This is a genomic window from Hydrogenophaga sp. L76, assembly GCF_057654755.1.
The window spans coordinates 2,065,264-2,089,190 of sequence record NZ_CM172807.1 but is presented as its reverse complement, the minus strand read 5'-3'; the positions used below and the strand labels follow the sequence as shown (position 1 = coordinate 2,089,190).

Annotated in this window: 22 protein-coding genes and 1 pseudogene; 13 read left to right on the top strand and 10 right to left on the bottom strand. The window is 67.4% G+C overall.

Annotated elements, in window-relative coordinates; all coding sequences use genetic code 11:
- Positions 1-22 precede the first annotated feature (22 nt).
- From AC23D4_RS09950 to AC23D4_RS09930, 5 genes are read left to right on the top strand one after another with little or no spacing between them, the layout of a single operon-like run.
- Positions 23-1,312: an ABC transporter substrate-binding protein gene (locus AC23D4_RS09950; RefSeq protein ID WP_472890429.1), complete on the top strand. Its 1,290-nt coding sequence runs from the start codon at positions 23-25 to the stop codon at positions 1,310-1,312.
- Between the two features lie 31 nt (positions 1,313-1,343).
- Positions 1,344-2,219, top strand: coding sequence for a carbohydrate ABC transporter permease (locus AC23D4_RS09945; protein ID WP_472890428.1), 876 nt, complete (start codon positions 1,344-1,346; stop codon positions 2,217-2,219).
- Between the two features lie 19 nt (positions 2,220-2,238).
- Complete coding sequence (locus tag AC23D4_RS09940; RefSeq protein ID WP_472890427.1) at positions 2,239-3,057, top strand: carbohydrate ABC transporter permease; 819 nt, start codon at positions 2,239-2,241, stop codon at positions 3,055-3,057.
- A gap of 28 nt (positions 3,058-3,085) precedes the next feature.
- A complete protein-coding gene (locus AC23D4_RS09935) occupies positions 3,086-3,565 on the top strand; it encodes a hypothetical protein (RefSeq protein ID WP_472890426.1) in 480 nt (159 codons plus the stop codon).
- Entirely contained in the window at positions 3,562-3,906 is a 345-nt protein-coding gene (locus AC23D4_RS09930; RefSeq protein ID WP_472890425.1) for a single-stranded DNA-binding protein, read from the top strand. The genes AC23D4_RS09935 and AC23D4_RS09930 overlap by 4 nt, the downstream gene beginning before the upstream one ends.
- Before the next feature lie 7 nt (positions 3,907-3,913).
- Here the strand turns inward: AC23D4_RS09930 and AC23D4_RS09925 are convergent, their stop codons facing one another.
- Positions 3,914-4,285, bottom strand: a complete 372-nt coding sequence (locus AC23D4_RS09925; protein WP_472890424.1) for a group I truncated hemoglobin — start codon at positions 4,283-4,285, stop codon at positions 3,914-3,916.
- Between the two features lie 328 nt (positions 4,286-4,613).
- Here AC23D4_RS09925 and AC23D4_RS09920 point away from each other — a divergent pair, with 328 nt between their 5' ends.
- Both AC23D4_RS09920 and rsgA read left to right on the top strand, forming a co-directional pair.
- The gene (locus AC23D4_RS09920; RefSeq protein WP_472890423.1) at positions 4,614-7,799 is read left to right on the top strand and encodes an ATP-binding protein; all 3,186 of its coding nucleotides are present in this window, start codon (positions 4,614-4,616) and stop codon (positions 7,797-7,799) included.
- A 160-nt stretch (positions 7,800-7,959) separates the two neighbouring features.
- Entirely contained in the window at positions 7,960-9,030 is a 1,071-nt protein-coding gene (rsgA, locus tag AC23D4_RS09915) for a ribosome small subunit-dependent GTPase A (RefSeq protein WP_472890422.1), read from the top strand.
- On the opposite strand, the gene AC23D4_RS09910 is transcribed toward rsgA, so the two are convergent.
- Both AC23D4_RS09910 and AC23D4_RS09905 read right to left on the bottom strand, forming a co-directional pair.
- A complete protein-coding gene (locus AC23D4_RS09910) occupies positions 9,027-9,794 on the bottom strand; it encodes an ABC transporter permease (protein ID WP_472890437.1) in 768 nt (255 codons plus the stop codon). The genes rsgA and AC23D4_RS09910 overlap by 4 nt on opposite strands.
- Positions 9,795-9,799: 5 nt before the next feature.
- Complete coding sequence (locus AC23D4_RS09905; protein ID WP_472890421.1) at positions 9,800-10,765, bottom strand: ABC transporter ATP-binding protein; 966 nt, start codon at positions 10,763-10,765, stop codon at positions 9,800-9,802.
- Positions 10,766-11,336: 571 nt separating this feature from the next.
- Between AC23D4_RS09905 and AC23D4_RS09900 the strand changes: the two genes are divergently transcribed.
- The 6 genes from AC23D4_RS09900 (at position 11,337) to AC23D4_RS09875 (ending at position 18,402) form a co-directional block, all read left to right on the top strand.
- On the top strand, positions 11,337-13,007 hold the full coding sequence (locus tag AC23D4_RS09900) for a ShlB/FhaC/HecB family hemolysin secretion/activation protein (RefSeq protein ID WP_472890420.1): 1,671 nt from the start codon (positions 11,337-11,339) through the stop codon (positions 13,005-13,007).
- A gap of 76 nt (positions 13,008-13,083) precedes the next feature.
- Positions 13,084-14,313: a two-partner secretion domain-containing protein gene (locus tag AC23D4_RS09895; RefSeq protein ID WP_472890419.1), complete on the top strand. Its 1,230-nt coding sequence runs from the start codon at positions 13,084-13,086 to the stop codon at positions 14,311-14,313.
- Positions 14,241-15,007 (top strand): IS5 family transposase gene (locus AC23D4_RS09890; protein ID WP_487623619.1). Its coding sequence is split into 2 segments (ribosomal slippage): positions 14,241-14,556 and positions 14,556-15,007, totalling 768 coding nucleotides; the frame shifts between segments, so codons are not numbered across the junction. Before AC23D4_RS09895 ends, AC23D4_RS09890 begins: the two co-directional genes overlap by 73 nt.
- A gap of 42 nt (positions 15,008-15,049) precedes the next feature.
- A complete protein-coding gene (locus tag AC23D4_RS09885) occupies positions 15,050-16,309 on the top strand; it encodes a YDG domain-containing protein (protein WP_472888432.1) in 1,260 nt (419 codons plus the stop codon).
- A gap of 39 nt (positions 16,310-16,348) precedes the next feature.
- Entirely contained in the window at positions 16,349-17,125 is a 777-nt protein-coding gene (locus tag AC23D4_RS09880) for a hypothetical protein (RefSeq protein WP_472888431.1), read from the top strand.
- Between the two features lie 182 nt (positions 17,126-17,307).
- The gene (locus tag AC23D4_RS09875; RefSeq protein ID WP_472888430.1) at positions 17,308-18,402 is read left to right on the top strand and encodes a PA0069 family radical SAM protein; all 1,095 of its coding nucleotides are present in this window, start codon (positions 17,308-17,310) and stop codon (positions 18,400-18,402) included.
- On the opposite strand, the gene AC23D4_RS09870 is transcribed toward AC23D4_RS09875, so the two are convergent.
- The 7 genes and pseudogenes from AC23D4_RS09870 to AC23D4_RS09840 all read right to left on the bottom strand — a co-directional run bounded on the left by AC23D4_RS09870 (position 18,399) and on the right by AC23D4_RS09840 (position 23,927).
- Positions 18,399-18,584 (bottom strand): oxidoreductase-like domain-containing protein, encoded by a 186-nt coding sequence (locus tag AC23D4_RS09870; protein WP_472888440.1) that lies wholly within the window; start codon positions 18,582-18,584, stop codon positions 18,399-18,401. The genes AC23D4_RS09875 and AC23D4_RS09870 overlap by 4 nt on opposite strands.
- 51 nt (positions 18,585-18,635) lie before the next feature.
- Positions 18,636-18,884 (bottom strand): annotated as a pseudogene (locus AC23D4_RS09865) (DUF1653 domain-containing protein); the annotation flags it as partial.
- A 138-nt stretch (positions 18,885-19,022) separates the two neighbouring features.
- Complete coding sequence (locus AC23D4_RS09860; protein ID WP_472888429.1) at positions 19,023-20,105, bottom strand: TRAP transporter substrate-binding protein; 1,083 nt, start codon at positions 20,103-20,105, stop codon at positions 19,023-19,025.
- A 118-nt stretch (positions 20,106-20,223) separates the two neighbouring features.
- The gene (thiD, locus tag AC23D4_RS09855) at positions 20,224-21,798 is read right to left on the bottom strand and encodes a bifunctional hydroxymethylpyrimidine kinase/phosphomethylpyrimidine kinase (protein ID WP_472888428.1); all 1,575 of its coding nucleotides are present in this window, start codon (positions 21,796-21,798) and stop codon (positions 20,224-20,226) included.
- Between the two features lie 2 nt (positions 21,799-21,800).
- Positions 21,801-22,604, bottom strand: coding sequence for a thiazole synthase (locus AC23D4_RS09850; RefSeq protein ID WP_472888427.1), 804 nt, complete (start codon positions 22,602-22,604; stop codon positions 21,801-21,803).
- 5 nt (positions 22,605-22,609) lie between these two features.
- Positions 22,610-22,837 (bottom strand): sulfur carrier protein ThiS, encoded by a 228-nt coding sequence (gene thiS / locus AC23D4_RS09845; RefSeq protein ID WP_472888426.1) that lies wholly within the window; start codon positions 22,835-22,837, stop codon positions 22,610-22,612.
- Entirely contained in the window at positions 22,830-23,927 is a 1,098-nt protein-coding gene (locus AC23D4_RS09840; RefSeq protein ID WP_472888425.1) for an FAD-dependent oxidoreductase, read from the bottom strand. Before AC23D4_RS09840 ends, thiS begins: the two co-directional genes overlap by 8 nt.

The window sequence follows — 23,927 nt, the reverse complement described above, 5'->3', positions numbered from 1 at the left end:
AACCGCACTCAGGAGAGTCACCGTGAAACCCTGGAAACATGCCCTTTGCCGCCTCAGCGGCGCCTTGATCGCTGCGGCCGCCATTTCATTGCCGGCGGCTGCTCAAGAGCTGAGCTTCTACTACCCCGTCGCCGTGGGTGGCCCGGTCACCAGGATCATCGACGAGATGGCCGCCGACTTCGAGAAAGAAAACCCCGGCATCAAGATCAAGCCGGTGTACGCCGGCAGCTACCAGGACACCGTGACCAAGGTGCTCACGGCCGCCAAGGGCGGCGATGCACCGCACATCGCGGTGATGCTGTCCACCGACATGTACACCCTGATCGACGAAGGCGTGGTGGTGGCCATCGACGACCTGCTGAAGGCGCCCGAAGACAAGGCCTGGCTGAACAGCTTCTACCCCGGCTTCATGCAGAACAGCCAGACCGGCGGCAAGACCTGGGGCATCCCGTTCCAGCGCTCGACCATCGTCATGTACTGGAACAAGGACCTCTTCAAGCAGGCCGGTCTGGACCCGCAGCGCCCGCCCCAGAACTGGAACGAACTGGTGGAGTTCGGCCAGAAGCTCACCCAGCGCGATGCGGCCGGCAACGTGAGCACCTATGGCGTGCAGGTGCCGTCTTCGGGCTTTCCGTACTGGCTGTTCCAGGCCTTCACCACGCAGAACGGCGTCGAGCTGATGAACCCGGCCGGCACACAAACCTACTTCGACAAACCCGAAGTTGTGCAGGCGCTGCAGTACTGGGTGGACCTTTCTCGCAAGCACCAGATCCACCCGGCTGGCGTGGTGGAGTGGGGCACCACGCCGAAGGACTTCTTCGAGCGCAAGGCCGCCATGATCTGGACCACCACCGGCAACCTCACCAACATCCGGACCAACGCCAAGTTCGACTTCGGCGTGGCCATGCTGCCCGCAGGCAAGCAGCGCGGCACGCCCACCGGCGGCGGCAACTTCTACGTGCTGAACAAGACCACGCCGGCCGAACGCGATGCCGCCGTGAAGTTCATGAAGTGGGCCACCACGCCGGAGCGCGCAACGAAGTGGGCGATTGCCACGGGTTATGTGTCGGTCACGCCCGCGTCGTGGGAAACCGACGCCATGAAGAAGTACCTGTCCGAGTTCCCGGCCCCCACCGTGGCGCGCGACCAGCTGAAGTTCGCCAGGGCCGAGCTGTCCACGCACGAAAACCAGCGCGTGACCAAGGCGCTGAACGATGGCCTGCAGGCCGCGCTCACCGGCAGCAAGACGCCCGAGGCCGCGATGCGCGACGCGCAGCGCGAAGCCGATCGCATCCTGCGCAGCTACCGCTGATTCGCTGCAGGCGCTTCCAGGTCGAGTGCACATGAACACCCGTCGGCAATCCGTCACCGGCTGGCTGCTGTTGCTGCCGGCGGCGGTGCTGCTGGCGGCCTTCACGCACTACCCGGCGCTGGCCACCTTCTGGCACAGCTTCTTCACCACCCCGCGGGCCAACCGGACCGCCCGTTTCGTGGGGCTGGAGAACTACGAACTGCTGCTGGAAGACCCGGTGTTCTGGACCGCGCTCACCAACAACGCCTGGTACGCGCTGGGCACCATCCTGCCGTCCATGGCGCTGGCCATCGTGATGGCGCTGTGGGTGAACCGGCAGATGGTGGGCCGGGGCTGGGTGCGGCTGGCCTACTTCACGCCGACGGTGTTGCCCATGATCGCCGTGGCCAACATCTGGCTGTTTTTCTACACGCCCGACTACGGTCTGCTGGACCAGGTCCGCAGCCTGTGGGGCGGTGCGCCGCACAACTGGCTGGGCTCCAATGAAACCGCCCTGGGCGCGGTGGTCGCGGTGGCGGTGTGGAAGGAAGCCGGCTTCTTCATGATCTTCTACCTGGCGGCCCTGCAGCAGCAGTCGCCGGAACTGCGCGAGGCGGCGGCGCTGGAGGGCTGCAACCGCTGGCAGTTCTTCTGGCGCGTCACCTTCCCGCTGCTGATGCCCACGACCCTGTTCGTGCTGGTGAACGCGGTCATCAACGCCTTCCGGCTGATCGACCACATCTTCATCCTCACGCGCGGCGGGCCGGACAACGCCAGCTCGCTGCTGCTGTTCTACATCTACGAGGTGGGTTTCAAGTTCTGGGACGTGTCCTACGCGGCCGCGCTGACCGTGGTGTTGCTGCTGGTGCTGGCGGTGGTTGCGCTGTTCCAGTTCGGGGTGCTGGAACGCAGGACCCACTACCAGTGAACACCCACAGGCCACCGGCATGCTGAACCCCACCCGCTTCGACAACGCCCTGAACACGCTGGGCGCCTGGCTGCTCGCGCTGCTGTGGCTGCTGCCGCTGCTGTACGCCGTGTGGTCGGCCATTCACCCCAGCGAGTTTTCGGCCCGCTTCGACCTGCTGGCGCCGCTGACCACAGACAACTTCACCAGAGCCTGGAACGCCGCGCCGTTTCCGCGTTACTTCCTCAACACCTCGGCGCTGGTGCTGGCCATCCTGATCGGGCAGATCGTGCTGTGCACCCTGGCCGCCTACGCCTTTGCCCGGTTTGAGTTTCCCGGCAAGGACATCGCCTTTGCGCTGGTGCTGGTGCAGCTGATGGTGATGCCCGACGTGGTGCTGGTCGAGAACTACCGCAGCATGCACCGGCTCGGTCTGGTGGACACGCTCAGCGCCATGGCCTTGCCCTACATGGCATCGGCCTTCGGCATCTTCCTGCTGCGCCAGACCTTCAAGACCGTGCCCCGGGAGCTGGAAGAGGCCGCGCGCATCGAAGGCTGCGGCACCTTCGGTGTGCTCTGGCGGGTGTATGTGCCGCTGGCCCGGCCGGTGTACCTGGCCTATGCGCTGGTGTCCATCAGCCACCACTGGAACAACTTCCTGTGGCCGCTGGTCATGTCCAACTCGGTGGAGACCCGGCCACTCACCGTGGGCCTGTCGGTGTTCGCCAGCACCGACCAGGGCATCGACTGGGGCATCATCAACGCCGCCACCCTGATCTCCAGCGCGCCGCTGCTGCTGGCGTTCCTGCTGTTCCAGCGGCAGTTCGTGCAGAGCTTTCTGCGGGCGGGGATCCGGTAGTCGCCTGGCCGGCGTTTACCATCCCCCCATGACCCAAGACACCCAAGACCCGATCCACGAAGACCGCGTGTGGAGCGACGAGCACTGGACCGCGCGCGTGATCAAGAACGAAGACGACGATGGCTGGGCGGTGGCCATGTTCCTGGACGGCCAGGTTGAGCCCGCGCTGGTGGGCCCCTGGACCATGGGGCGCAACAAGAAGGACCCCAAGCCGCTGGACACCAGTGCGTTCAACACGCTGGTGAAGACGGCCAAGGAAGTGATCCGCCGCTCCGAGCAGCAGCGCTTTGCCGAGCTGAACAAGAACGTGAGCATCACGGTGGGCGGCCAGCGCATCCGCGTGGAGCTGGCCATCGTGCCCGACGAAGAGGGCGCCACCGCCACGCTGCGCGCGGTGAACGAGTTCGACGAGGAGCTGGCCCGCGTGCCGGTGTCGCCCGGCTTCAAGCTGAACGTGAACAGCGCCGAGGCCTGGGTGGTCTCGGGCTATGAAAGGCCACTGAAATGATCGACGGACTCATAGCCGGCCGCCTGATGGGCGACGCCTCCCGCCGCGTGGACAAGGCGGGCCGCACCTACATCGTGGCGCGCGTGCTGGCGCGCAACAAGATGGACGAAGAGTTCATCGTCAACGTGATCGCGTTCGACGAGGCGCCCTGCGCGGCGCTGCTGGCGCTGGCCGATGGCGAGGCGCTCACGCTCTCGGGCGCGCTGACGCCCAAGGTGTGGACCGACAAACAGGGCATCGCCCGCCCGAGCCTGGACCTCATCGCCACGCAGGTGATGACGGCCTACCACGTGAGCCGCAAGCAGGCGGCGCTGGGCGGGGCGGACGGCGAGCCACTGTGAGCCCCGGTCAGACCCGGATCACCTCACCCTTGAGGGACCAGAGGATGGCCAGCACTTCGCTGCGAGTGGGCGAGTCGACGCCGCAGGTTTCGAGCGCGGCCATCGCATCGTCGATCACGGCGACGAATTCCTGCTCGCTGATGTTCATGCCCTTGTGCGTGGCCAGCATGTCTTTGCCGCTGTAGGTTTCGGGTCCGCCGGTGCCGGCGCAGAAGAACTCGATGGCCCGCAGCTCCACACGGTCGATATCGTCGCTGGCGGCGTAGCGCGTGCTGATGAGCGGGTTGGCCAGGTGGTTCTTGATGAGCTGGCGGGTGATGTTCGTGATGCCGGGGCGCTTGCCCAGGCGTTCGTACAGGGTAGCGGCTGGTGTGTTCATGATGTTTCTCCTCGGGTGGGTGCGGGTTGGCTCGACGGTTGTGGTGGCATGGCGCGCAGCCGGCTGATCCATGACGCGTATTCGATGGCGCCCGGGCTTTGTTCGTCCGGCGCCGAGCGCTGTGGTGCGCCCGGATGCGTGCCCGGGTCGGCGGCTGTGCGCGGGGTACGGGGTGGGTGGGTTGTCTGCTGCTGCATGGTGCGGTCCTCCTGGGAGCACAGACCGGAATTGATCTGCGCACCCGCAGCCTGACGGCGCGGCGTTCCTGCAGCGTTCCTGGCGCAGCCGGTGCTTGCCGACAGCGCCCCGTCGCCGCACACTGGCGCCCATGAACAGCGGTCTGCCCCCTGCGTCAACCCGTTCGTCGGCCCGCCTCGGGGTGCGGCTGCTGGGCGGATTCGCCGTGTCGATCGATGGGGTCGAGGTCCCCGCGGGGCAATGGCCGGCCTTGCGCGCGGCCCATCTGGTGCAGCTGCTGAGTCTGCAGCCCCGCCACGGCATGAACCGCGAGCAGGCGATCGATGCGCTGTGGCCCACGCTGGAGCCCGAGGCCGGCGCCGCCAACCTGCGCAAGGCGGTTCACTACGCCCGACAGGCGCTCGGTCGGCCGGACGCGATGACGCTGCAAGGCGGCATGTTGACGCTGTGGCCAGACGGGCCGGTCGAAGTGGATGCCGAGACCTTCGAGCGCCAGGCAGAAGGCGCCTTGCGCCTGCGCGATGCAGGGTCTTGTGCCGACGCCGCTGCGCTATACGGGGGCGAGCTACTGCCCGCCGCGCGTTACGAGCCCTGGACCGACGTTGCCCGCGAGCACCTGCGGTTGCGCTGGCTGGACCTGCTTCGCGCCAGCGCGCAATGGGAGCGGCTGGCCGCGCTGGAGCCGACCGACGAGCCCGCGCACCGGGCGCTCATGGCGCGCGAACTCGATGCCGGCAACCGGGCGGCCGCCGTGCACTGGTATGCGCGCCTGAGAGACGCTTTGCAGCACACGCTGGGCGTCTTGCCCGATGCGCAGACGGAGGCGCTGTACCGGCGCTGCGTCGAGGGGTTGCAGGTGGCGGGCCCGACATTTGTGGGCCGTTCGGCCTTGTTGGCGCAGGCCGCGGCCTGGCTGTCGGCACCGGCTACCCAGCGGGCGGGCGGCATCGTGCTGCGGGCACCCGCCGGCATGGGCAAGAGCGCCCTGTGCTGCGAGATCGCGGCCCTGGCGGGCCAGCGGGGCTGGCAGGTGTTGCGGGTGGACGTGGCTCAGACGGGCCGGGCCTATGCCGTGACCACGCTGATCGCCGAGCGTTTGCTGCTGGGCGAGCGGGCCTTGCTGGAGCGCATCGGGCCGGCGGCGCGCGCGGTGCTGGCCCTGCTGACGCCGTTGGCTGGACCGGCCGGCGTGCTGCCCGGCCCCCTGGGCCGCCACCAGGTGGTGGGGGCTGTGCGCCGCCTTCTGCTGGCAGCCTCTGCAGAGGGTGGCATGCTGCTGCAGGTGGACGACGCGCACCTGCTGGAAGACGCAGACGTGGATGTGCTCTTGCAAATGGCCATGGCGGGCGCACCCGTGGGGCTGGTCCTGACCACGCGGCCGCCGGCCCAGGCCACCCCACTGGCCAAAGGGATTCACCGTCTGCAGCGCAGTGGGGCCCTGCTGTGCTTTGACCTGGAGCCTCTGGATGAAGACGACAGCCGCCGGCTGGTGACCCGTGCGGCGCAGGCGCCGCTGCCCGACGCGCTGGTTTCGCGCATTGTTCAGGCGGCCGAGGGCAATGCGTTTGCCTTGATCGAGCTGGCGCGTTGTGCACGGCCGGTCGATCCGGGGCACCTGCCCGGCGGGACCGCCGAGGCCATTGCCGAGCGCCTGTGCGACGTGCCCGCCGGGGCACTCGAGTTGTTGAAATGGATGGCGCTTGGCGGCGAGGAGCTCGATGTTGGAATGATCGAAGTGCTGGCCTTGCAGGCCGAGGTGCCCTTGCTCTCCTCGCTCGACGAAGCCCTGGACGCCGGGGTCCTGGTGCTGGCGGGTGCCGGCTACCGGTTCCGGCACGACCTGGTGCGCCAGGCCCTGCTGGCCCAGGTGCCGCCACATCGGCGCGTGGCCATGCACCGGGCCCTGGCCACGGCGCTGGCGCCGATGGGTGCGGCACCCAGCCTGGTGGCGCAGCATTGGTTGGCCGGTGGGCGGCCGCGCGAGGCCCTGCCGTGGTGGCTGCAGGCCGCACGCGACGCCGTGCGGCTGGCGGCCTTTGGCGATGCCCTGCACCACCTGGCGCCCGTGCTGGAGGTCGAGCCTGCTCAGGCCGAAGCGCTTCGCCTGCGGGCCGAGTCGCTGGACGCGATGGGCGACCCCGCTGCGCTGGCCGCTTACCGGCTGGCGGCCGACGCGGCGGGCGAACCCGGCTGCCACGACCTGCGCGCCAAGGCCGCGCTCGCCCAGGTGAAGCTCGGCGATCCGAAGGGTGCCTTGCTGGCGCTGGAAGGCGTGCATCCCACCACGGTGGAAGGCCGGCTGTGCGAAGCCCTGGCCTACAGCGGGGCGGCGGCGCTGGGGGTGGCGGACCCGGCCATCGGCACGGCCAAGTCGGCCGTGGCGCGCCGCCTGGCGCTGGAAAGCGGCGACACCGCCGCGCTGGTGGTGGCCTCCTGGGCGCAGGCCGCCGCCGCCCATGCGCGCGGTGAGCTGCACGCCAGCGTGATCGCGGACCTGCAGGAAACCAGCCAGGTGCCGCATCTTGCGCTCAGGGTCTTTGACGGACACCTGTGCATCACGCAGCGGTTTCTTTACGGCGCGCGCCCCTATGCCCAGGTGATCGCTTTCGCGGACGCCTTGGCCACCCAGGCGCAGCGTCTGGGTGCCGCGCGCGGCCATGCGTTCGGCGTGACCTTGCGCGGCGAAGCCGAGCTGCTCTCGGGTGATCTGACCGCAGCACGGGAGCACCTGACCGAGGGCGCCCGCTTGCACCGCGCCATCAGCGGTCCGGTGGGCGAAGCGCTGTCGCTGCAGCGTTTGTCCGAACTGGCCCTGCACGAAGGCCGCCGCGATGACGCGCGCGCGCTCATCGATGAAGCGCTCGACGTGGCGCGGCAGACCGACATCGGGTTCCACCTGCTCGATCGCATCTACGGCGCGCGCATCCAGCTGCACGCCGACGACCCGGCTGCGGCCCTGCATGTCATGGAGGACGCCAGCGAATCGGTTCGCGGGCCACTGGAGACCTGCCCGGGCTGCCGGATCACCTTTGCCGTGCCGGCGGCCATTGCCGCGGCGCGCGCCGGTGAAGTCGAGCTGGCGGATCGCCACGAAGCCCAATGCGCCTACCTGGCGAATGTGGTGATGCGATTGCCGGCCTGGTACGCGGCGCACGACGAAGTCCTGGGCCACCTGGCCCTGGCGCGGAGCCGGCCAGCCGACGAGGCCCTGGCGCGCTTCGCGGCGGCCGGTGCCCGTTTCCGGCAGGCGGGTCATCGGCTGGACGCCGAACGCTGCGAGCGCCTGGCCGCAGGGGGCGGTCCGGGCAGGTCTTGAGGGACGGTGTCCTGGCGGGACCGGTGGTAAGGGAAGGCAGGTGGGCTGGGCATCGGCTTTTCGCGTCTGCGGCGAGACGTGCCGATCCACGGCCACGCCTTTTCCCTGTTGCTTGCGCAAGCTCAAACAAGCCGCCCACTGCAGGGAGGAAACTGCCATCATGGAACTCAGTGAATGGGGCATGGATGCATGGCTCGCCCCCAGCATCAGCGAGCTGGCAGCGCTGGACCTGTGTCCTGCCCGGGTGACGGCGGTGGACCGGGGCCGCTACCTGGTGCGCAACGAAGCGGGCGAGGTGCCCGCCGAGCTGACGGGCAAGCTGCTGCACCTGGCCGAAAGCTCGGCCGATCTGCCCTGCGTGGGCGACTGGGTGGGCGTGCGTTACCGCGATGGCGGCACCCAGGCGAGCATCCACACGGTGTTGCCGCGGCGCTCGTTCCTGCGGCGCAAGACCGCGGGCCGCGATATCGAGGTTCAGATGATCGCCGCCAACATCGACGCGGCGTTCATCGTGATGTCGTGCCACTTCGATTTCAACCTGCCCCGGCTGGAACGCTACCTGGTGATGGCGCACGACGGACACATCGAGCCCGTGGTGCTGCTGACCAAGACGGACCTGATCAGTCCGGAGGCGCTGGAGCCGCTGATCGGGCAGATACGGCGCGTGGGCGTGGACGCAAAGATCGTCTGCGTCAGCAGCGTGACCGGCGCGGGCGTGGAGCAGGTGCGCGAGCTCATGACACCGGGCCAGACGTACTGCCTGCTGGGCTCATCGGGTGTGGGCAAGACGACGCTGATCAACCGCCTGCTGGGCGACGGCGATCTGGCCACCCGCGAGGTCAGCCACACCGGCGAGGGCCGCCACACCACCACGCGGCGCCACCTGATCGTGCTGGCGCACGGCGCGCTGTTGATCGACATGCCCGGCATGCGCGAGCTGGGCCTGCTGGGTGCGGGCGAAGGCATCGAAGACAGCTTCGCCGACATCGCCGCGCTGGCGGGCCAGTGCCGGTTTCCCGATTGCACGCATGGCAGCGAGCCCGGCTGTGCGGTGCGCGCGGCGGTTGAGCGGCACGAAATCAGCGAAGCGCACCTGCGCAACTACCTGAAACTGCGCAAGGAGTCCGAGTTTCACGAGCTCTCGCTCACCGAGCGGCGCAACAAGGACCGGGCCTTCGGCCGCTTCATGCACAGCTACAAGAAGCAGAAGGGTGGCCCGGACCGGGATTAGCGCCGGATGCGGTGCCCGGTCTTGAACACCCACCACACGACGGTCAGGCAGGCGAGCATGAAGGCCAGCGTCATGCCGGTGCTGACGGCGATGTGCACGTCGGCTGCGCCGTAGAAGGCCCAGCGCAGGCCGCTGATGAGGTAGACCACCGGGTTGAACAGTGACACGGTCTGCCACAGCGGTGGCAGCATGTTGATGCTGTAGAACGCGCCGCCCAGGAAGGTGAGCGGCGTGATGATGAGCAGCGGAATCACCTGCAGTTTCTGGAAGCTGTCGGCCCACAGGCCGATGATGAAACCGAACAGGCAGAAGGTGATGGCGGTGAGGATGAGGAATCCCACCATCCACACCGGGTGCGCAATCTCATACGGCACGAACAGGCGCGCGGTCAGCAGGATCAGCAGGCCCAGCGTGAGGCTCTTGGTGGCCGCTGCGCCCACGTAACCCAGCAGCACCTCGACCCAGTTCACCGGCGCGCTCAGCAGTTCGTAGATGGTGCCGGACCACTTGGGCATGTAGATGCCGAAGGCGGCGTTGGAGATGCTTTCGCTCAGCAGCGACAGCATGAGCAGGCCGGGAATGATGTAGGCGCCGTAGCTCACGCCGCCGATGTCGCCCATGCGCGAGCCGATGGCCGAGCCGAAGACGATGAAGTAGAGCGAGGTGCTGAGCACGGGCGCGATGATGCTTTGCGCCCAGGTGCGCAGGGCGCGGTTCATCTCGAACTGGTAGATGGCGCGGACAGCATGGAGGTTGAGGCCCATCATGTTCAGGCCTCCACTTTCTGTTCGTGGACCAGGCTGACAAAGATGTCTTCGAGGGAGCTTTCGCTGGAGCGCAGGTCCTTGAAGTGGATGCCGTGTTCGCCCAGCGCGGCCAGCAGCTCGGCGATGCCGGTGTCGTCTTTCTGCGCGTCGAAGCTGTAGGTGAGCGTGAGGCCGTCGGCCGTCAGCGTGAGCGGCCAGCGCGCCAGCGCCTCGGGCACAGTGGCCAGAGGCTGCTGCAGCGTGAGTGCGAGCTGCTTCTGGCCGAGCTGGCGCATGAGCGTGGCCTTTTCTTCCACCACGATGAGTTCGCCCTTGCGGATGACGCCGATGCGGTCGGCCATGTCTTCGGCTTCTTCGATGTAGTGCGTGGTGAGGATGATGGTGGTGCCGGCTTCGCGCAGCGCACGCACCATGCGCCACATGTCGTGCCGCAGCTCCACGTCCACACCCGCGCTCGGCTCGTCCAGAAACAGGATCTTGGGCTCGTGCGACAGCGCCTTGGCGATCAGCACGCGGCGCTTCATGCCGCCCGAGAGCGTCATGATCTTGTTGTCCTTCTTGTCCCAGAGCGAGAGGTCTTTCAGGATCTTCTCGATGTAGGCCGGGTTGGGCGCCTGGCCGAACAGGCCCCGGCTGAAATTCACCGTGGCCCACACGGTTTCAAACGCGTCGGTGTGCAGTTCCTGCGGCACCAGGCCGATGGTGGCGCGGGCTTTCCGGTAGTCGCGCACGGTGTCGAAGCCGTCGGCGGTGATCGTGCCCTCGCTGGCGTTGACCATGCCGCAGATGACGCTGATGAGCGTGGTCTTGCCGGCGCCGTTGGGGCCGAGCAGGGCAAAGATCTCGCCGCGGCGGATGTCGAGGTTGACGTTTTTCAGGGCCTGGAAGCCGCCGGCGTAGGTCTTGTTGACGCCGCGCACGCTGACGATGGCGTCGGCGGTGGCGACCGCGACAGGGGATGGGGTCATGGTGTGCTGGTGGTGGGTGGTCGGCTGCCGCACGGGTCCGGGTCTTCCGGGACGGTGACGGCAGCGGTCATGGCCCTGCACTTTATACAGGTCCGGGAACGGCCTTGCAGCGCCGGGGGTGAGCGCACGCGCCGGCTCGAAAAACCGGAAACAGGGAGGCGCGGCAAGGCGGTGGCTTTCCTCGCGACGCCGGGTGCTTCGATCCGGACCTTGTCCGTGCTGCGTCCGGATTCGCCGTCCCGCAGAGGTCCAACTATAGAGCTTATCGAATTCTCGTCGCCCGTCTGTGCGTTGGCGCACGGACGGCGCCGGTTTCGGGCCCCATGATGTCTCAATGATCTGCCACCCTTCCACACCCCCGCCTGCGAGAACGCGCGATGCCGCACTCCGGACGGCACTTTGCCGCTTGCCGGAAGTGATCCGGGTCTGCGATGGGCAGGGCCGCACCCCGCACCGCAACCCGGCGACGATCGCCATCGAGGAGGGTGAGCGTGTTGCCAACCTGAGCCGATTGTCTGGTTGCCTGACTCGGGTGGTCTGATTCAAAAACAACTCTCGTCAAAGGCCTCCCATGTTCAAAAAACCCCTTCTACCCTTTGCGATTCTGGTCCTGAGCCAGGGCGTGTATGCCCAGCAACCGCCGAGTGCCGGCAGCCAGATTCAGCAGATTCCGCCGGCCCCCACGCTGCAAAGAGCCGAGCCCACCATCCGCATCGAGCCCAGCACAGCGCCCGCAACGCCGGCTACCGACGCGGTCAAGATCACCGTCAACAGCCTGCAGGTGACGGGCGCGCGCGCCTATCCCGAAGCCGAACTGCTGGCACTGACCGGGTTCATGCCCGGCAGCGAACTGACCCTGGCCGACCTGAACGCCATGGCGCTGAAGATCACCGACCGCTACCGCAGCGATGGCTATTTCGTGGCCCAGGCGTATCTGCCCGCCCAGGAGATCCAGAACGGCGCGGTCACCATCGCCGTGATCGAGGGTCAGTATGGCGCGGTGACCGTGCGCAACCAGAGCACGCTGTCCGATGGGCTGATCCAGAGCCAGCTTGAGGGACTCAACAGCGGCGATCCGATCGTCATCGAGCCGATTGAAAGACGCCTGCTGCTGCTGTCCGACATTCCGGGCGTGAAAGTCAGCTCCACCCTGGCGCCGGGCGCATCCGTCGGAGCTTCCGACCTGATCGTTGACGTGGTGCCCGGTGATCGCATCACGGGCAGCATCGATGCCGACAACGCCGGCAACCGCTACACCGGCGAATACCGCCTGGGCGCCACGGTGAACCTGAACAACCCGGCGGGGCACGGCGACGTGGCCTCGCTGCGCGTGCTGACGACGGGCTCGGGCCTGAACTATGCACGGGCGTCCTATCAGATGCAGTTCGGCAAGGCGACGGCTGGCGTGGCGTACAGCTGGCTGGGTTACGAGCTGGGCAAGGAATTCAAGTTCGCGCAGGCCACCGGGACGGCCAGGGTGGCTAGCGTGTACGGAAGCTACCCGTTGATCCGTTCGCGCAACACCAATCTGTACGCCGGTCTGGCCTTTGACGCCAAGACGTTCCAGGACAAGCGGCCGCTGAACCTGGACATGCCGGTGGAAGACAAGAAGGCCCAGGTGCTGATGGCCAGCTTGCGTGGCGAACACCGCGACAGCCTGGGCGGCGGCGGGGTAAGCGGCTTTTCGCTGACCTTGTCAACGGGCAACATCGACCTGGAAACGCCCGGCTTGATGCGCGCCGACGCGCTGGCGCAAACCAGCGGTCACTTCAACAAGCTGGGTTTCAGTGCCATGCGGCTGCAAAGCGTGACCGATACCGTTTCGCTGTACGCCGGCATCAACGGCCAACTGGCCTCGAAAAACCTCGATGTCTCTGAAAAGATGGCGCTGGGCGGCATGTACGGCGTGCGGGCCTATCCGGAAGGCGAAGCCTATGCGGACGAGGGTTATGTGCTGACGCTCGAAGCCCGGATGCGGCTGCCCACCCCCGACCAGTTTCCCGGGCAGCTGCAGCTGATCGGTTTTGTCGATGCCGGCAGCGTGAGCATCAACAAGAACCCCTGGCCGGGTTCCGGGCCGAACAGCAGAACGCTGAGCGGCGCCGGCGTGGGCCTGAATTGGTCTGAGTACAACAACTATCTGGTGAGGGTGTTTTACGCCCGCAAGCTGGGCAACGAAATGGCCACCTCGGCGCCCGACAAGTCGGGCCGGTTCTGGATCCAGGCCGTCAAATATTTCTGAACCCGTCCAGCGCAGGCCGGGCCTGCGCTGATGCCGGACAGACGCCGCTTTTTTGAAGAACACGCGAAAGATCACCATGAACCTCATTCACCGCTCCATCTGGAACGACCGGACCGGCACCTTCGTGGCCGTTTCTGAAATGGCCCGCAGCGCCGGCAAAAAAATCTCGTCCTGCACGGCCGTGTCGGGCGCTGGCGGCCGCTTCAGGCTAAAGGTCCTGGCCTTTTCCCTGCTGCTGGTCTGCGGAGCCAGTGTCTATGCCCAGCCCACGGGCGGCGTGGTGACGGCTGGCAGCGCCACCATCGGTGGCACACCCGGCAACATGACGATCACCCAGACCTCGTCCAACGTGGCGATCAACTGGCAGAGCTTCGGCATCCAGTCCGGGCAATCGGTTCAGTTCGCGCAGCCGGGCAGCAGCTCGGTGGCGCTGAACCGGGTCATCGGATCGGATCCCTCGAACATCCTGGGCAGCCTGTCGTCCAACGGCAAGGTGTTCCTGGTCAACCCCAACGGCATCCTGTTCGGGGCGGGTGCATCGGTCAACGTGGGTGGCCTGCTGGCGTCCACGATGGCCATCTCCGATGCCAACTTCATGGCCAACAACTACACCTTCTCCGGTGCGGGCGCGGGTTCGGTGGTGAACCAGGGCTCGATCAACGCAGCCGACGGCGGCTATGTTGCCCTGCTGGGTGCGAATGTCAGCAACCAGGGTGTGATTGCCGCCCGGCTCGGCACGGTCGCTCTGGCGGCCGGCAACGCGGTCACGCTGGACATGGCGGGCGACAAGTTGCTCAACATCACGGTGAACCAGGGTGCGGTGAACGCGCTGGTTGACAACGGCGGCATGATCCAGGCCGACGGTGGCCACGTGCTGATGACCACGCAGGCGGCGGGCAGCCTGCTGGCAAATGCCGTCAACAACACCGGCATCATCCAGGCGCAGACGATCCAGAACGTCAAGGGCACCATAATGCTGATGGGCGGCATGGAAACCGGTGTCGTCAACGTGGGTGGAACCCTGGATGCGTCGGCGCCCGCAGGTGGCAACGGCGGCTTCATCGAAACGTCCGCGGCGCATGTGAAGATCGCCAGCGACGCCAACATCACCACGGTCGCCCCTGCGGGGACGACGGGCGATTGGTTGATCGATCCGGTTGATTTCAATATTGGCGGACTAGGGCGTGTTAACACTAATTGCTTTTGGACATCTCGGCTGCGAAACTATCGGCCATGGAGATCACAAAAGAGCAATTCGCGCGCATTGAACACTGCCTGCCCTTGCAGCGCGGCAACGTCAGCATGAGCAATTTGGAGGTCATCAACGCCATGCTGTATGTGGCCGAGCACGGTTGCAAGTGGCGCGGACTTCCCAAGCGGTTTGGCAACTGGCACACCATCTACACGCGCATGCGTCGCTGGACCAAGGCCGGTGTGCTGGACAAGATGTTTGATGCGCTGCAGCGCGAGCAGATCGTGCGCATCAAGATTGAAGCGGTGTCCCTGGACTCCACCAGCATTAAGGTGCATCCCGACGGCACAGGCGCTCTAAAAAAAACGGACCTCAGTCCATCGGCAAGTCCCGAGGCGGATGGAACACCAAGATTCATATGGTTGCCGCGGATGCTCGAACGGCCGTAACGTTCAGCCTCTCACCGGGCCAGGCGCATGACGCACCCGAAGGTCGGCGGTTGCTTCAGAGCCTGGGCGCAGCGAGTCGGCCGGTACATCTGCTCATGGACCGAGCCTACGAAGGAAACGAGACGCGACAGTTGGCGCTTGACCTGGGATTCATCCCGGTAGTGCCGCCGCTGAGGACGCGAATCGAACCATGGGAGTACGACCGTGAGATGTACAAGCGCCGCAATGAAGTTGAACGCCTGTTCCGCCGACTCAAGGGCTACAGGCGCATCTTCAGCCGCTTCGAGAAACTCGATGCGATGTTCCTGGGGTTTCTTAGCTTTGTGCTGGTGGTCGATGGCCTTCGAAGTTTGTGTTAACAGGCCCTAGATGCTGACATTGCCGCCGCCGACCTCAATGCCTTGCTCGTCAACAACAACGTGACCATCAGCACGGTGGTCACAGGAACCAGCACGTCGACGGAATATTTTGCGGACCCTGGCCAAGGTGATATCAACGTCAATGACGCAGTTTCATGGGTCGCAGCGACCACGACTGCGACCACGCTGAGGTTGGAGGCGGTGGGCGATGTGAACATCAACGCCCCCATCTCAGCGACCAACGGCAACCTGTTTGTGTGCTGCGGACGCGATGTGAATGTGCAAACGGGCGCAGACATCACGACGGTCAACGGCAGCGTTTTTCTCGGTGCCGGGAACAACATCAATTTGGATGGCGCTCTGACGACAACCGACGGCAACGTCATGATGTGCGCCTCGAACGACATCAACATTGCGGGCAAGCTCACACTGACCCACACCACCGGCATCGTTCCCAGTCAGAGTCTGGGCCTGCCGCTGGGCCTGGTGCTGAGTGCCGGGTATGGTGCGAGCGGTCCGGGTGTTGGCGGCGGTACGGTGACGTTCAGTCAGCCGGCGACGGTCACCATTGCGCCGACGACCATCATTTACAACCCGGTCACGTACGATGCGCCGACCGATTTTTCTCCCGACATCATCGGTGCCGCACCCACCCAGCAAATGCTGGTGTTCGCCCAGGGTGAGGACAAAGTCTTCGACGGAACCACCACGGCGACACTCTCTCCGTTTTTGATGGGAAACCCTGACGGTGTGACGCTGCTGGCAGGTTCCGGCAGCACGGCCAATTTCGACAACCCCGACGTGGGAACGGACAAGCCCATCACCTGGACCGGCTACAGCCTGAGCGGTGTTGATGCCGGCCTGTACGCCTTTGCCGTTCCCTGCTGCAGTGGCACTGTGGCCAGGACGACCGCCAACATCACCGCGGAGACTGTGATTCCTCCGGACACGCCTCCCGTGACTCCGCCGGTGGTGAGGCCTCCCGTGAGGCCACCCGTGGTGACGCCTCCGGTCGTGGTGGCTCCGGTGGTACCTCCGGTGGTGGCATCACCGACAGCGCCGACCCAGGACCTCGGGCCGTTTCCTCCCGTGTGGACGCCGTCCACACCACCCGCCGTCGACCGTCCCGAATACGTTCTCACGGTGCTGTCGCCAGCGCCCTTGCCGCCTTCGATGCTGGTCGTGGTCGCACCACCTCCTCCCCCACCCCCACCGGTCTCCGTGCCTGTTGTGGTGCCTGTCGAAACGCCGCCCGAGGTGTACCAGCCGCCCGTGCGCAAGCCCAGGCCGGAACGCAACTGAAATGGCGGTTGTGGGAAAACCTGTGACAGAACGGCGCTCATGATCCGCGAAATTTTCCTGGGCTTGCTGGCCGCTGGACTGATCAGCACCCAGGCGCACGCATCGCACGATGCTGCGCATGGGCCTGGCACCGGGTCGGGGTCGGCATTGTCGGGGCGGTCCGCTGAAGGCCAGGCTGTCCCGGCGGTCACGCCAACGCCAACCGCAGCGGTGGGGAAGAGCCCAAGACGCGCCCACTTTGCGCAGGCCAAAGCCTCCACGGAAGCCCGGCACGTGGCCCACTGGGTGGTGGATTCGGGCGACAACCGCAACAAGCCATTTGTCATCGTGGACAAGCGGGAGGCCAAGGTCTTCGTGTTCGATGCCCAGGGGAAGCTGAGTGGCGCGTCTTCCGTGCTGCTCGGACTGGCCATCGGCGATCACTCGGTTCCCGGCATTGGAACCAAAAAGATGTCCACCATTCGCCCGGAGGAACGCACCACGCCGGCAGGCCGTTTTGTGGCGAACCTGGACAAAAACATGAAGGGCGATGAAATGCTCTGGGTGGACTACGACACGGCCATCTCCATGCACCGTGTGGCCACAGGCAATGCCAGGGAACGCCGCGTCGAAAGGCTGGCCAGTTCGTCACCGGCCGAGCGCCGGATTTCCTATGGTTGCATCAACCTTCCCGTCAAGTTCTACGACAAGGTGCTGAGTCCGGCCTTTACCGGAACGGACGGCATTGTGTATGTGCTGCCCGAAACCCGCTCGGCCCGTGAAGTGTTCGGGTCCTACGACGTCGAGGAAGCGGCCAGCCTGCAGGCCGAACGTTAGGCCCCGCCAGCACCGGTGGACTGCCGCGCAGCCGGGAGCCTGCAGAGTGGCCCGGCCCCGCGCCCGCTGCGGGCTCCACGCGCTCCCGCCTGGCTTGCGGTGGATCGGGTGGGGTGGTCTTTTCAGGGCGTTGACGCTAAAGTCTGGATATCCATCCAGTGGTTTTCTTCCAGCGTCCCGCCATGCCCGACATCCTCATTCCCCTGCACGCCATCAAGGGCCGCGGCATCGCCCACCGCCAGCCGCACCGCTTCGAGCGCGATCTGCGGGCGGCGTTCGACGATGGCTGGGGCACGCTGGACGATGCGGCCGTCGCGGGCGAAGAAGCCGCCGCGCCGGCCACGCAGGTTACGTTCGAAGACGCCCGCAGCGCCATCACCCGAAACGACTCGCCCGACATCGGCTTCACCCTCGGCCTCAACCCCTACCGCGGCTGCGAGCATGGCTGCGTCTACTGCTACGCCCGACCCACCCACAGCTACCTGAACCTCTCGCCGGGGCTGGATTTCGAGACCAGGATCATCGCCAAGCGCAACATCGCCGCCGTGCTGCGCGACGAACTGCTGCGACAGGCCTATGCGCCCGACCTGCTGGCCATCGGCACCGTGACCGACGCCTACCAGCCCGTCGAACGCGAGCTGCGGCTGACGCGCGAGGTGCTCGAAGTGCTGCACACCGCGCGCCACCCGCTGGCGATGGTGACCAAGGGCAGCGGCGTGGAGCGCGACATCGACCTGCTCGCGCCCATGGGGCAGCAGCGCCTGGCCGCGGTGTACGTGACCATCACCACGCTGGATGCGCAGCTCGCGCGCATCCTGGAGCCGCGCGCGGCCGCGCCGCACCGGCGCCTGCGCACCCTGCGCACGCTGGCCGAGGCGGGTGTGCCCACGGGCGTGAGCGTGTCGCCGCAGATCCCGTTCATCAACGACGACATGGAACGTGTGCTCGAAGCCGCTTACGAAGCGGGTGCGCGGCGTGCGTTCTACCAGGTGCTGCGCCTGCCCTGGGAGCTGAGCGACATGTTCCGCCAGTGGCTGGCGCAACACTATCCGGACCGCGCCGCGCGTGTGATGGCGCGCATGCAGGACCTGCGCGGCGGCAAGGACTACGACGCCGACTTCGCCACCCGCATGAAGGGCCAGGGCCTCTGGGCCGACCTGCTGCGCCAGCGCTTCGTCAAGACCTGCGACCGGCTCGGCTTCAACCGCGACCGCGAGCCGCTGGACACGAGCCTCTTCCGGCCCGCGGCCCTCCGCGGGCAGGGCGATCTGTTTTAGGCGGCTGCGGCCAGCAGCGCCAGCGTGTCCACCCGCCAGTGGTGCAGCGCTTCGTAGTACCCCTCCCACACGCAGCCGTTGCAGCCGCGCCCGCAGCAGGTCGTGGGCTCGGGCGGTGGCGGGCGCAAGGCGGTGTCGAGGTCGATGCCGCGGCGCTGCGCCAGGCCGCGCAGGTGGGCCATCAGCGCGTGCGCCGTGGGCAGGTCGCCCAGCGGCACGGCGGCCGGTTCGTGGCGCACGAAGCGGGGCTGCTCCTGGCCGTCGAACACGCCCGATTGATTGAACATCGCCGCCGGTCGCACCCACAGCCCTCCCTTCGCCAGACCTTCGCCGTAGAGGGCGCGGTACAGCGTCATGCCCTGCAGCGTTTCGCTGCAGCGCACGGTCTCGAGAACGTCGTACCAGCCGCCCTTGTAGTGGCGGTACAGGCCGGGCGGTGTGGCGTTCAGCGGGGGCAGGTCGTGGTCGGTGGGGGCGGTCATGGGCGCGGCGCAAACGGGGGCAGGGCCCCGAGTGTGCCAAACCCGGGCGTGGCAGCAGACCACACCGAAGCCCCAAGAAAAAAAGCGCCCTCGAAGGGCGCTTTTTTCATGGGCTGAAGCCGGCGACCGGCCAGGGCATCAGATCTTGGCGCCGCCGATGTAGCTGTCGTAGCGCCACTCGGAGAACTTGCTCCACAGCACCTGGTCGCGCTGGAAGGCGCGCATGTCCTGGTGGATCTTCTTGAACTCGGGCGACTTGGCCTCGTGTTCGGCGAACACTTCCATGGCCGCCTTGAAACCGGCGTCCATCACCGCCTTGCTGAAGGGCTTGAGCTGGGTGCCGCTGGCCACCAGACGCTTGAGCGCAGCCGGGTTCTGGGCGTCGTACTTGGCCGTCATGTCACGCGCCGCCACGGCACCGGCCGCGCGCACGATGGCCTTGTTCTCGGCCGAGAGCGCGTCGAAGGCTTTCTTGTTGATGAAGAACTCCAGCTCCGCGCCACCTTCCCACCAGCCGGGGTAGTAGTAGAACGGGGCCACCTTGTTGAAACCCAGCTTCTCGTCGTCGAACGGGCCGACAAACTCGGTGGCGTCCAGGGTGCCCTTTTCCAGCGCCTGGTACACCTCGCCCGCGGGCATGTTCTGCGCCACCACGCCCAGCTTGTTCATGGTTTCACCGAACAGACCGCCACCCAGGCGCATCTTCAGGCCCTTGAGGTCGGCCACGGTCTTGATTTCCTTGCGGTACCAGCCGCCCATCTGGGTGCCGGTGTTGCCCGCGCTCATCGAGGTGATGTTGTACTTGGCGTAGAACTCGTCCATGTACTTGCGGCCGTTGCCGTGTTCCATCCAGGCGTCCATGTGGCGCGCGGTCAAGCCAAAGGGCACGGCGCAGCCGAAGGCGAAGATCGGGTCCTTGCCGGTGAAGTAGTACGACGCGGTCTGCGCCATTTCCACGGTGCTGTTCTGCAGCGCATCGACCACACCGAAGGGGGGCATCAGGTCACCGGCGGCGTGCACGGACACCTCGAACTTGCCGCCCGACAGGGCCTTGACGGTTTCCGAAAACTTCTCGGCCGAGCCAAAGATGGTGGGCAGCGACTTGGGAAAGCTCGATGCCAGGCGCCAGCGCACGGCGGCCTGGGCATGCACGGCGGGGGCGATGCCTGCGGACAACACGCCGGCAATGCCAGCGTTCTTGATGAGGGAACGACGATCCATGAAAGTACTCCTGAGGAAGAAAGTGCCGGTGCCCCGTGGCGGCAGGCGCCCCGATCGCCCGGCGTTGACGAACCCCTCAACCATACCCCAGTCGCGGGTTAACCCCGCCGGCCCGGTGTCACACCGGTTCTTCGATGGACAGCGAGGCGTGTGGCAGCGCGGGCACCGCGTGCCGGCCCCGTCCGGTCAGACCCGTTTGCCAGGCCGCCAGCCACACGGGCAGGGTGGTCGATGGGTCGTCGCCCAGGCCGCGCACCACGCAGCCACCGGCTGCGCCCGCCGCGGCCACGGCCTGCAACTGTGCCGGCTCCAGGATGCCGCCGATGCCCACCACCGGCGCGGGCGCCATGTGCGCCCACCAGGCGAGGTTGTCCATGCCTTGCGGCCGCCACGGCATGTCCTTGGTGGTGGTGGGCCACACCGGACCGCAGGCGATCAGGTCGGGCATCAGGGCGGCGGCGCGGCAGAGCTCCCACAGGCTGTGTGAACTCAGGCCGAGCATCACGCCCTGAGCGCGCGCAGCCTGAAGTTGCGCGCGGTCTTCCGGCGTGAGGGCGAGCAGGTCTTCCTGCCCCAGGTGCAGCGCGCGGGCGCCCGCTTGCAGGGCGAGTTGCCAGTGGTCGTTGATGACCAGCGTGGCGCTCGCCGCATGGGCCGCGCGCTGGCTGCGCTGGATAGCTTCGCTCAGCTGCGCTGTCCATGTCGCATCGGCCACGCCGGCCGGGCGCTTCATGCGCAGCTGGATGGTGGGTACGGTGGGTTGCGCGCGCAGCACGGCTTCCACGCGTTCGGCGCTGTCCACGATGGCGTAGACACCGGGCTCGAGCCCACGCAGGCGCTCGGGCCAGTCGGCGGGCGCGCTGTCGTCCAGGCTCAGACGCGGAAGCAGCGTGGGGTCGTTGCCGAAGCCGGGCAGCGCGATCACCGGACCCGCACCCTGGCCCACGGCGCGCGCATGGCGCAGCGCGTGGGTGGTGGCCATCTTGGCGAGCACGGCGGCGTCGGCCGCCACGAAGCCCAGCGCCAGCGCGGTGGCCAGCGAGGAGGCGAAGGTGCAGCCGGTGCCGTGGTTGTTGCAGGTGTCCACGCGCGGCAGGCTGAGCCAGCCTTGGGCGTGGGGGGTGTGCAGCCAGTCGAGCGAGAGGCCGGGCGTGCCGGCGTCACCGCCCGTCACCACCACCGCCTGCGCACCCAGCCGCTGCAGGGCCCCGGCGAGCCCGGGCACGTTGTTCGCCGCACTGGCGCCGAGCAGGGCGGCGGCCTCGCGCTGGTTGGGCGTGATCATGCTGGCGCGTGGCAGCAGTTCGTCGCGGTAGATCTGCAGCAGCTCGTCGCTGGTGAATGCCGCGCCGGTGCTGGCGCGCAGCACCGGGTCGATCACCAGCTGCACCGGCCCGCGCTCACGCAGGCGGTCCACCCAGCGCGCCACCACCCGCGCGTTGGCGGCGCTGCCGAGCAGCCCGGTCTTGATCACACGCGGCGGCAGGTCGGCGGCCAGGGCTTGGAGCTGAGCGTCCAGCAGCTCGGGCGCCACAGCCTGCACCTGCGTCACGGCGGTGGTGCTCTGCGCGGTGACGGCCGCCACCACCGGGCAGAGGTGCACGCCGAAGGCATCGGCCGCGCGCTGGTCGGCTGCCAGGCCCGCGCCGCCACCGCTGTCGGTGCCGGCGATGCTCCAGATCACAGGGGTCATGGTCAGTTGATCAGAAAAGGATGACCGGACACCGGCGTGCTCGCCACCGCCATGTCCTGCGGCGCCATCACACCCGCCTCGTACGCCGCGCGACCGGCTTGAATGGCCAGGCCGAAGCCGCGAGCCATGCGCACCGGGTCCACGGCCTGGGCCACGGCGGAGTTCAGCAGCACGGCATCGAAGCCCAGCTCCATGGCGGCGGCGGCGTGTGAAGGCGCGCCGATGCCGGCGTCCACGATCAGCGGCACGCCGGGCAGCCGCGCGCGCAGGGTGCGCAGCGCAAACGGGTTGATGAGGCCCTGGCCCGAGCCGATGGGCGCGCCCCAGGGCATCAGCACCTCGCAGCCCGCGTCCAGCAGGCGCTGGCAGGTGACAAGGTCGTCGGTGCAATAGGGGAACACGGCGAAGCCGTCTTTGGTGAGCTGCGCGGCGGCTTCCACCGTGCCCCAGGGGTCGGGCTGCAGGGTGTGTTCGTCGCCCACCACCTCGAGCTTGATCCAGCGCGTGCCGTAGAGCTCGCGTGCCATGTGCGCCAGCGTGATCGCCTCGCGCGCGGTGCGGCAGCCGGCGGTGTTGGGCAGCAGCTGCGCGCTGTGTTCGCGCATGGCGCTGCGGATGATCTCCACAAAGCCGTTGTCGCCACCCGCGGCCAGCGTGCGCTTGAGGCCCACGGTGACGATCTGCGTGCCGCTGGCGGCGATGCTGTGGGCCAGCACCTGTGGTGACGGGTAGCCGGCTGTGCCGAGCAGGAAGCGGCTGTTCAGTTCGACGCCGTAGGGCGCCCAGGTGTTTGTCGGTGTGCTCATGGTGTTCATCCGCCCACGATGGCTTGAAAGGTCAACACGGTGTCGCCGGCCTGCAATCTGTGTTGTGCCCGCAGTTCGCGAGCCACGAACTCGCCATTCACCGCCGTGGCCATCTGGTTGGCGTCCATGCCTTGCGCGTCCAGCAGTGCGGCCAGTGTCAGACCGTCTGGGCAGGGCAGGGTGTGTTCGTTGAAGCGCAGCGTGGCCTCGACCGGGATCAGGGTTTCAGGCATGGGCAGGCTCCTTCTCCATGTCGGCCAGAGCCGCCAGCGCGTCCTGCACCAGCGCCGGCGCGAGCAACCAGCCGTGGCGGAACAGACCGTTGATGCGCAGCAGGCCGGGCTCGGTGTGGGTGTGGGGTTCGTTGTCGGGCAGGGCGGGGCGCAGGTTGGCTTCCATGTGCACGATGCGCGCCTCGGCCAGTTCGGGCAGCACGCTCTGCGCCGCGGCCATCAGCTCCACGGCGCTGCGCAGGCTCACCGGCGAGCGGTCTTCGCTCTCCACCTCGCTCGCGCCGACCACGAACAGGTCGCCCGGGCGCGGCACGATGTAGACCCGGTGGCGCGGGTGCAGCAGGCGCACCGGGCGCTGCAGCGTCACGCCGGGGGCGTGCAGCCAGATGACTTCGCCACGCACGCCTCTGAGCGGCAGGTCGGGTGTCGCTCCCACTCCTCGCACATCGATGGCGAGATCAAACCGCACCGGCCCTTCACCCATCAAGTGCAGCACACCAGGCGCCACGCGTTCCACGCGTTCGCCCCAGCACCAGTGCACGTTCTTAGCGTGCACGGCCAGCGCGCTGAGCATGTCGCGCGACATGACCTGCGCCTCACCGGGCAGCAGCCAGGCGTGCAGACCCGGCGCCAGCGCGGGCTCCAGCGTGGCCAGCGCCGCACGGTCCAGCGGCTGCGGCGCGGGCAGCTCGGCGGCCAGGGTGGGCGCGGTGTCCAGCCGGGCCAGCACGCGGCGCGCCGCGCCCAGGTCGGACCCGTGCGCCAGCATCAGGCTGCCGTGCTGCTCGAACAGCGGTGCCCTGCAGCCGTCGGCGCGCAGCGCTTCGGCCACCTCGCGCCACAGGGCCAGCGATCGCCAGCCCAGGCGGGCGATCTCGGGGCCGGCGTTGTCCAGCTCCGCGATGGGGCTGAGCATGCCGGCGGCGGTGAAGCCCGCCGCAAACGGTGCGCCGCCCACCAACTGACCGGTTGGCGGAGCCTCTGGCCCCGAAGCCGGGTCGAACACCGTGACATGGTGCCCCGCGCGGGACAGCTGCCACGCGAGCAGGCGGCCGAGCACACCCGCGCCAGCGATGCCGATGCGTGCCAT

Coding starts and splice junctions, on each gene's coding strand:
- AC23D4_RS09850 (WP_472888427.1), bottom strand. CDS start 22,604: ATGAGCACACCGACAAACACCTGGGCGCCCTACGGCGTCGAACTGAAC.
- AC23D4_RS09925 (WP_472890424.1), bottom strand. CDS start 4,285: ATGAACACACCAGCCGCTACCCTGTACGAACGCCTGGGCAAGCGCCCC.
- AC23D4_RS09900 (WP_472890420.1), top strand. CDS start 11,337: ATGTTCAAAAAACCCCTTCTACCCTTTGCGATTCTGGTCCTGAGCCAG.
- thiS (WP_472888426.1), bottom strand. CDS start 22,837: ATGCCTGAAACCCTGATCCCGGTCGAGGCCACGCTGCGCTTCAACGAA.
- AC23D4_RS09905 (WP_472890421.1), bottom strand. CDS start 10,765: ATGACCCCATCCCCTGTCGCGGTCGCCACCGCCGACGCCATCGTCAGC.
- AC23D4_RS09935 (WP_472890426.1), top strand. CDS start 3,086: ATGACCCAAGACACCCAAGACCCGATCCACGAAGACCGCGTGTGGAGC.
- AC23D4_RS09945 (WP_472890428.1), top strand. CDS start 1,344: ATGAACACCCGTCGGCAATCCGTCACCGGCTGGCTGCTGTTGCTGCCG.
- AC23D4_RS09875 (WP_472888430.1), top strand. CDS start 17,308: ATGCCCGACATCCTCATTCCCCTGCACGCCATCAAGGGCCGCGGCATC.
- AC23D4_RS09860 (WP_472888429.1), bottom strand. CDS start 20,105: ATGGATCGTCGTTCCCTCATCAAGAACGCTGGCATTGCCGGCGTGTTG.
- AC23D4_RS09910 (WP_472890437.1), bottom strand. CDS start 9,794: ATGGGCCTCAACCTCCATGCTGTCCGCGCCATCTACCAGTTCGAGATG.
- AC23D4_RS09930 (WP_472890425.1), top strand. CDS start 3,562: ATGATCGACGGACTCATAGCCGGCCGCCTGATGGGCGACGCCTCCCGC.
- rsgA (WP_472890422.1), top strand. CDS start 7,960: ATGGAACTCAGTGAATGGGGCATGGATGCATGGCTCGCCCCCAGCATC.
- AC23D4_RS09920 (WP_472890423.1), top strand. CDS start 4,614: ATGAACAGCGGTCTGCCCCCTGCGTCAACCCGTTCGTCGGCCCGCCTC.
- thiD (WP_472888428.1), bottom strand. CDS start 21,798: ATGACCCCTGTGATCTGGAGCATCGCCGGCACCGACAGCGGTGGCGGC.
- AC23D4_RS09870 (WP_472888440.1), bottom strand. CDS start 18,584: ATGGCCCACCTGCGCGGCCTGGCGCAGCGCCGCGGCATCGACCTCGAC.
- AC23D4_RS09940 (WP_472890427.1), top strand. CDS start 2,239: ATGCTGAACCCCACCCGCTTCGACAACGCCCTGAACACGCTGGGCGCC.
- AC23D4_RS09840 (WP_472888425.1), bottom strand. CDS start 23,927: ATGGCACGCATCGGCATCGCTGGCGCGGGTGTGCTCGGCCGCCTGCTC.
- AC23D4_RS09895 (WP_472890419.1), top strand. CDS start 13,084: ATGAACCTCATTCACCGCTCCATCTGGAACGACCGGACCGGCACCTTC.
- AC23D4_RS09880 (WP_472888431.1), top strand. CDS start 16,349: ATGATCCGCGAAATTTTCCTGGGCTTGCTGGCCGCTGGACTGATCAGC.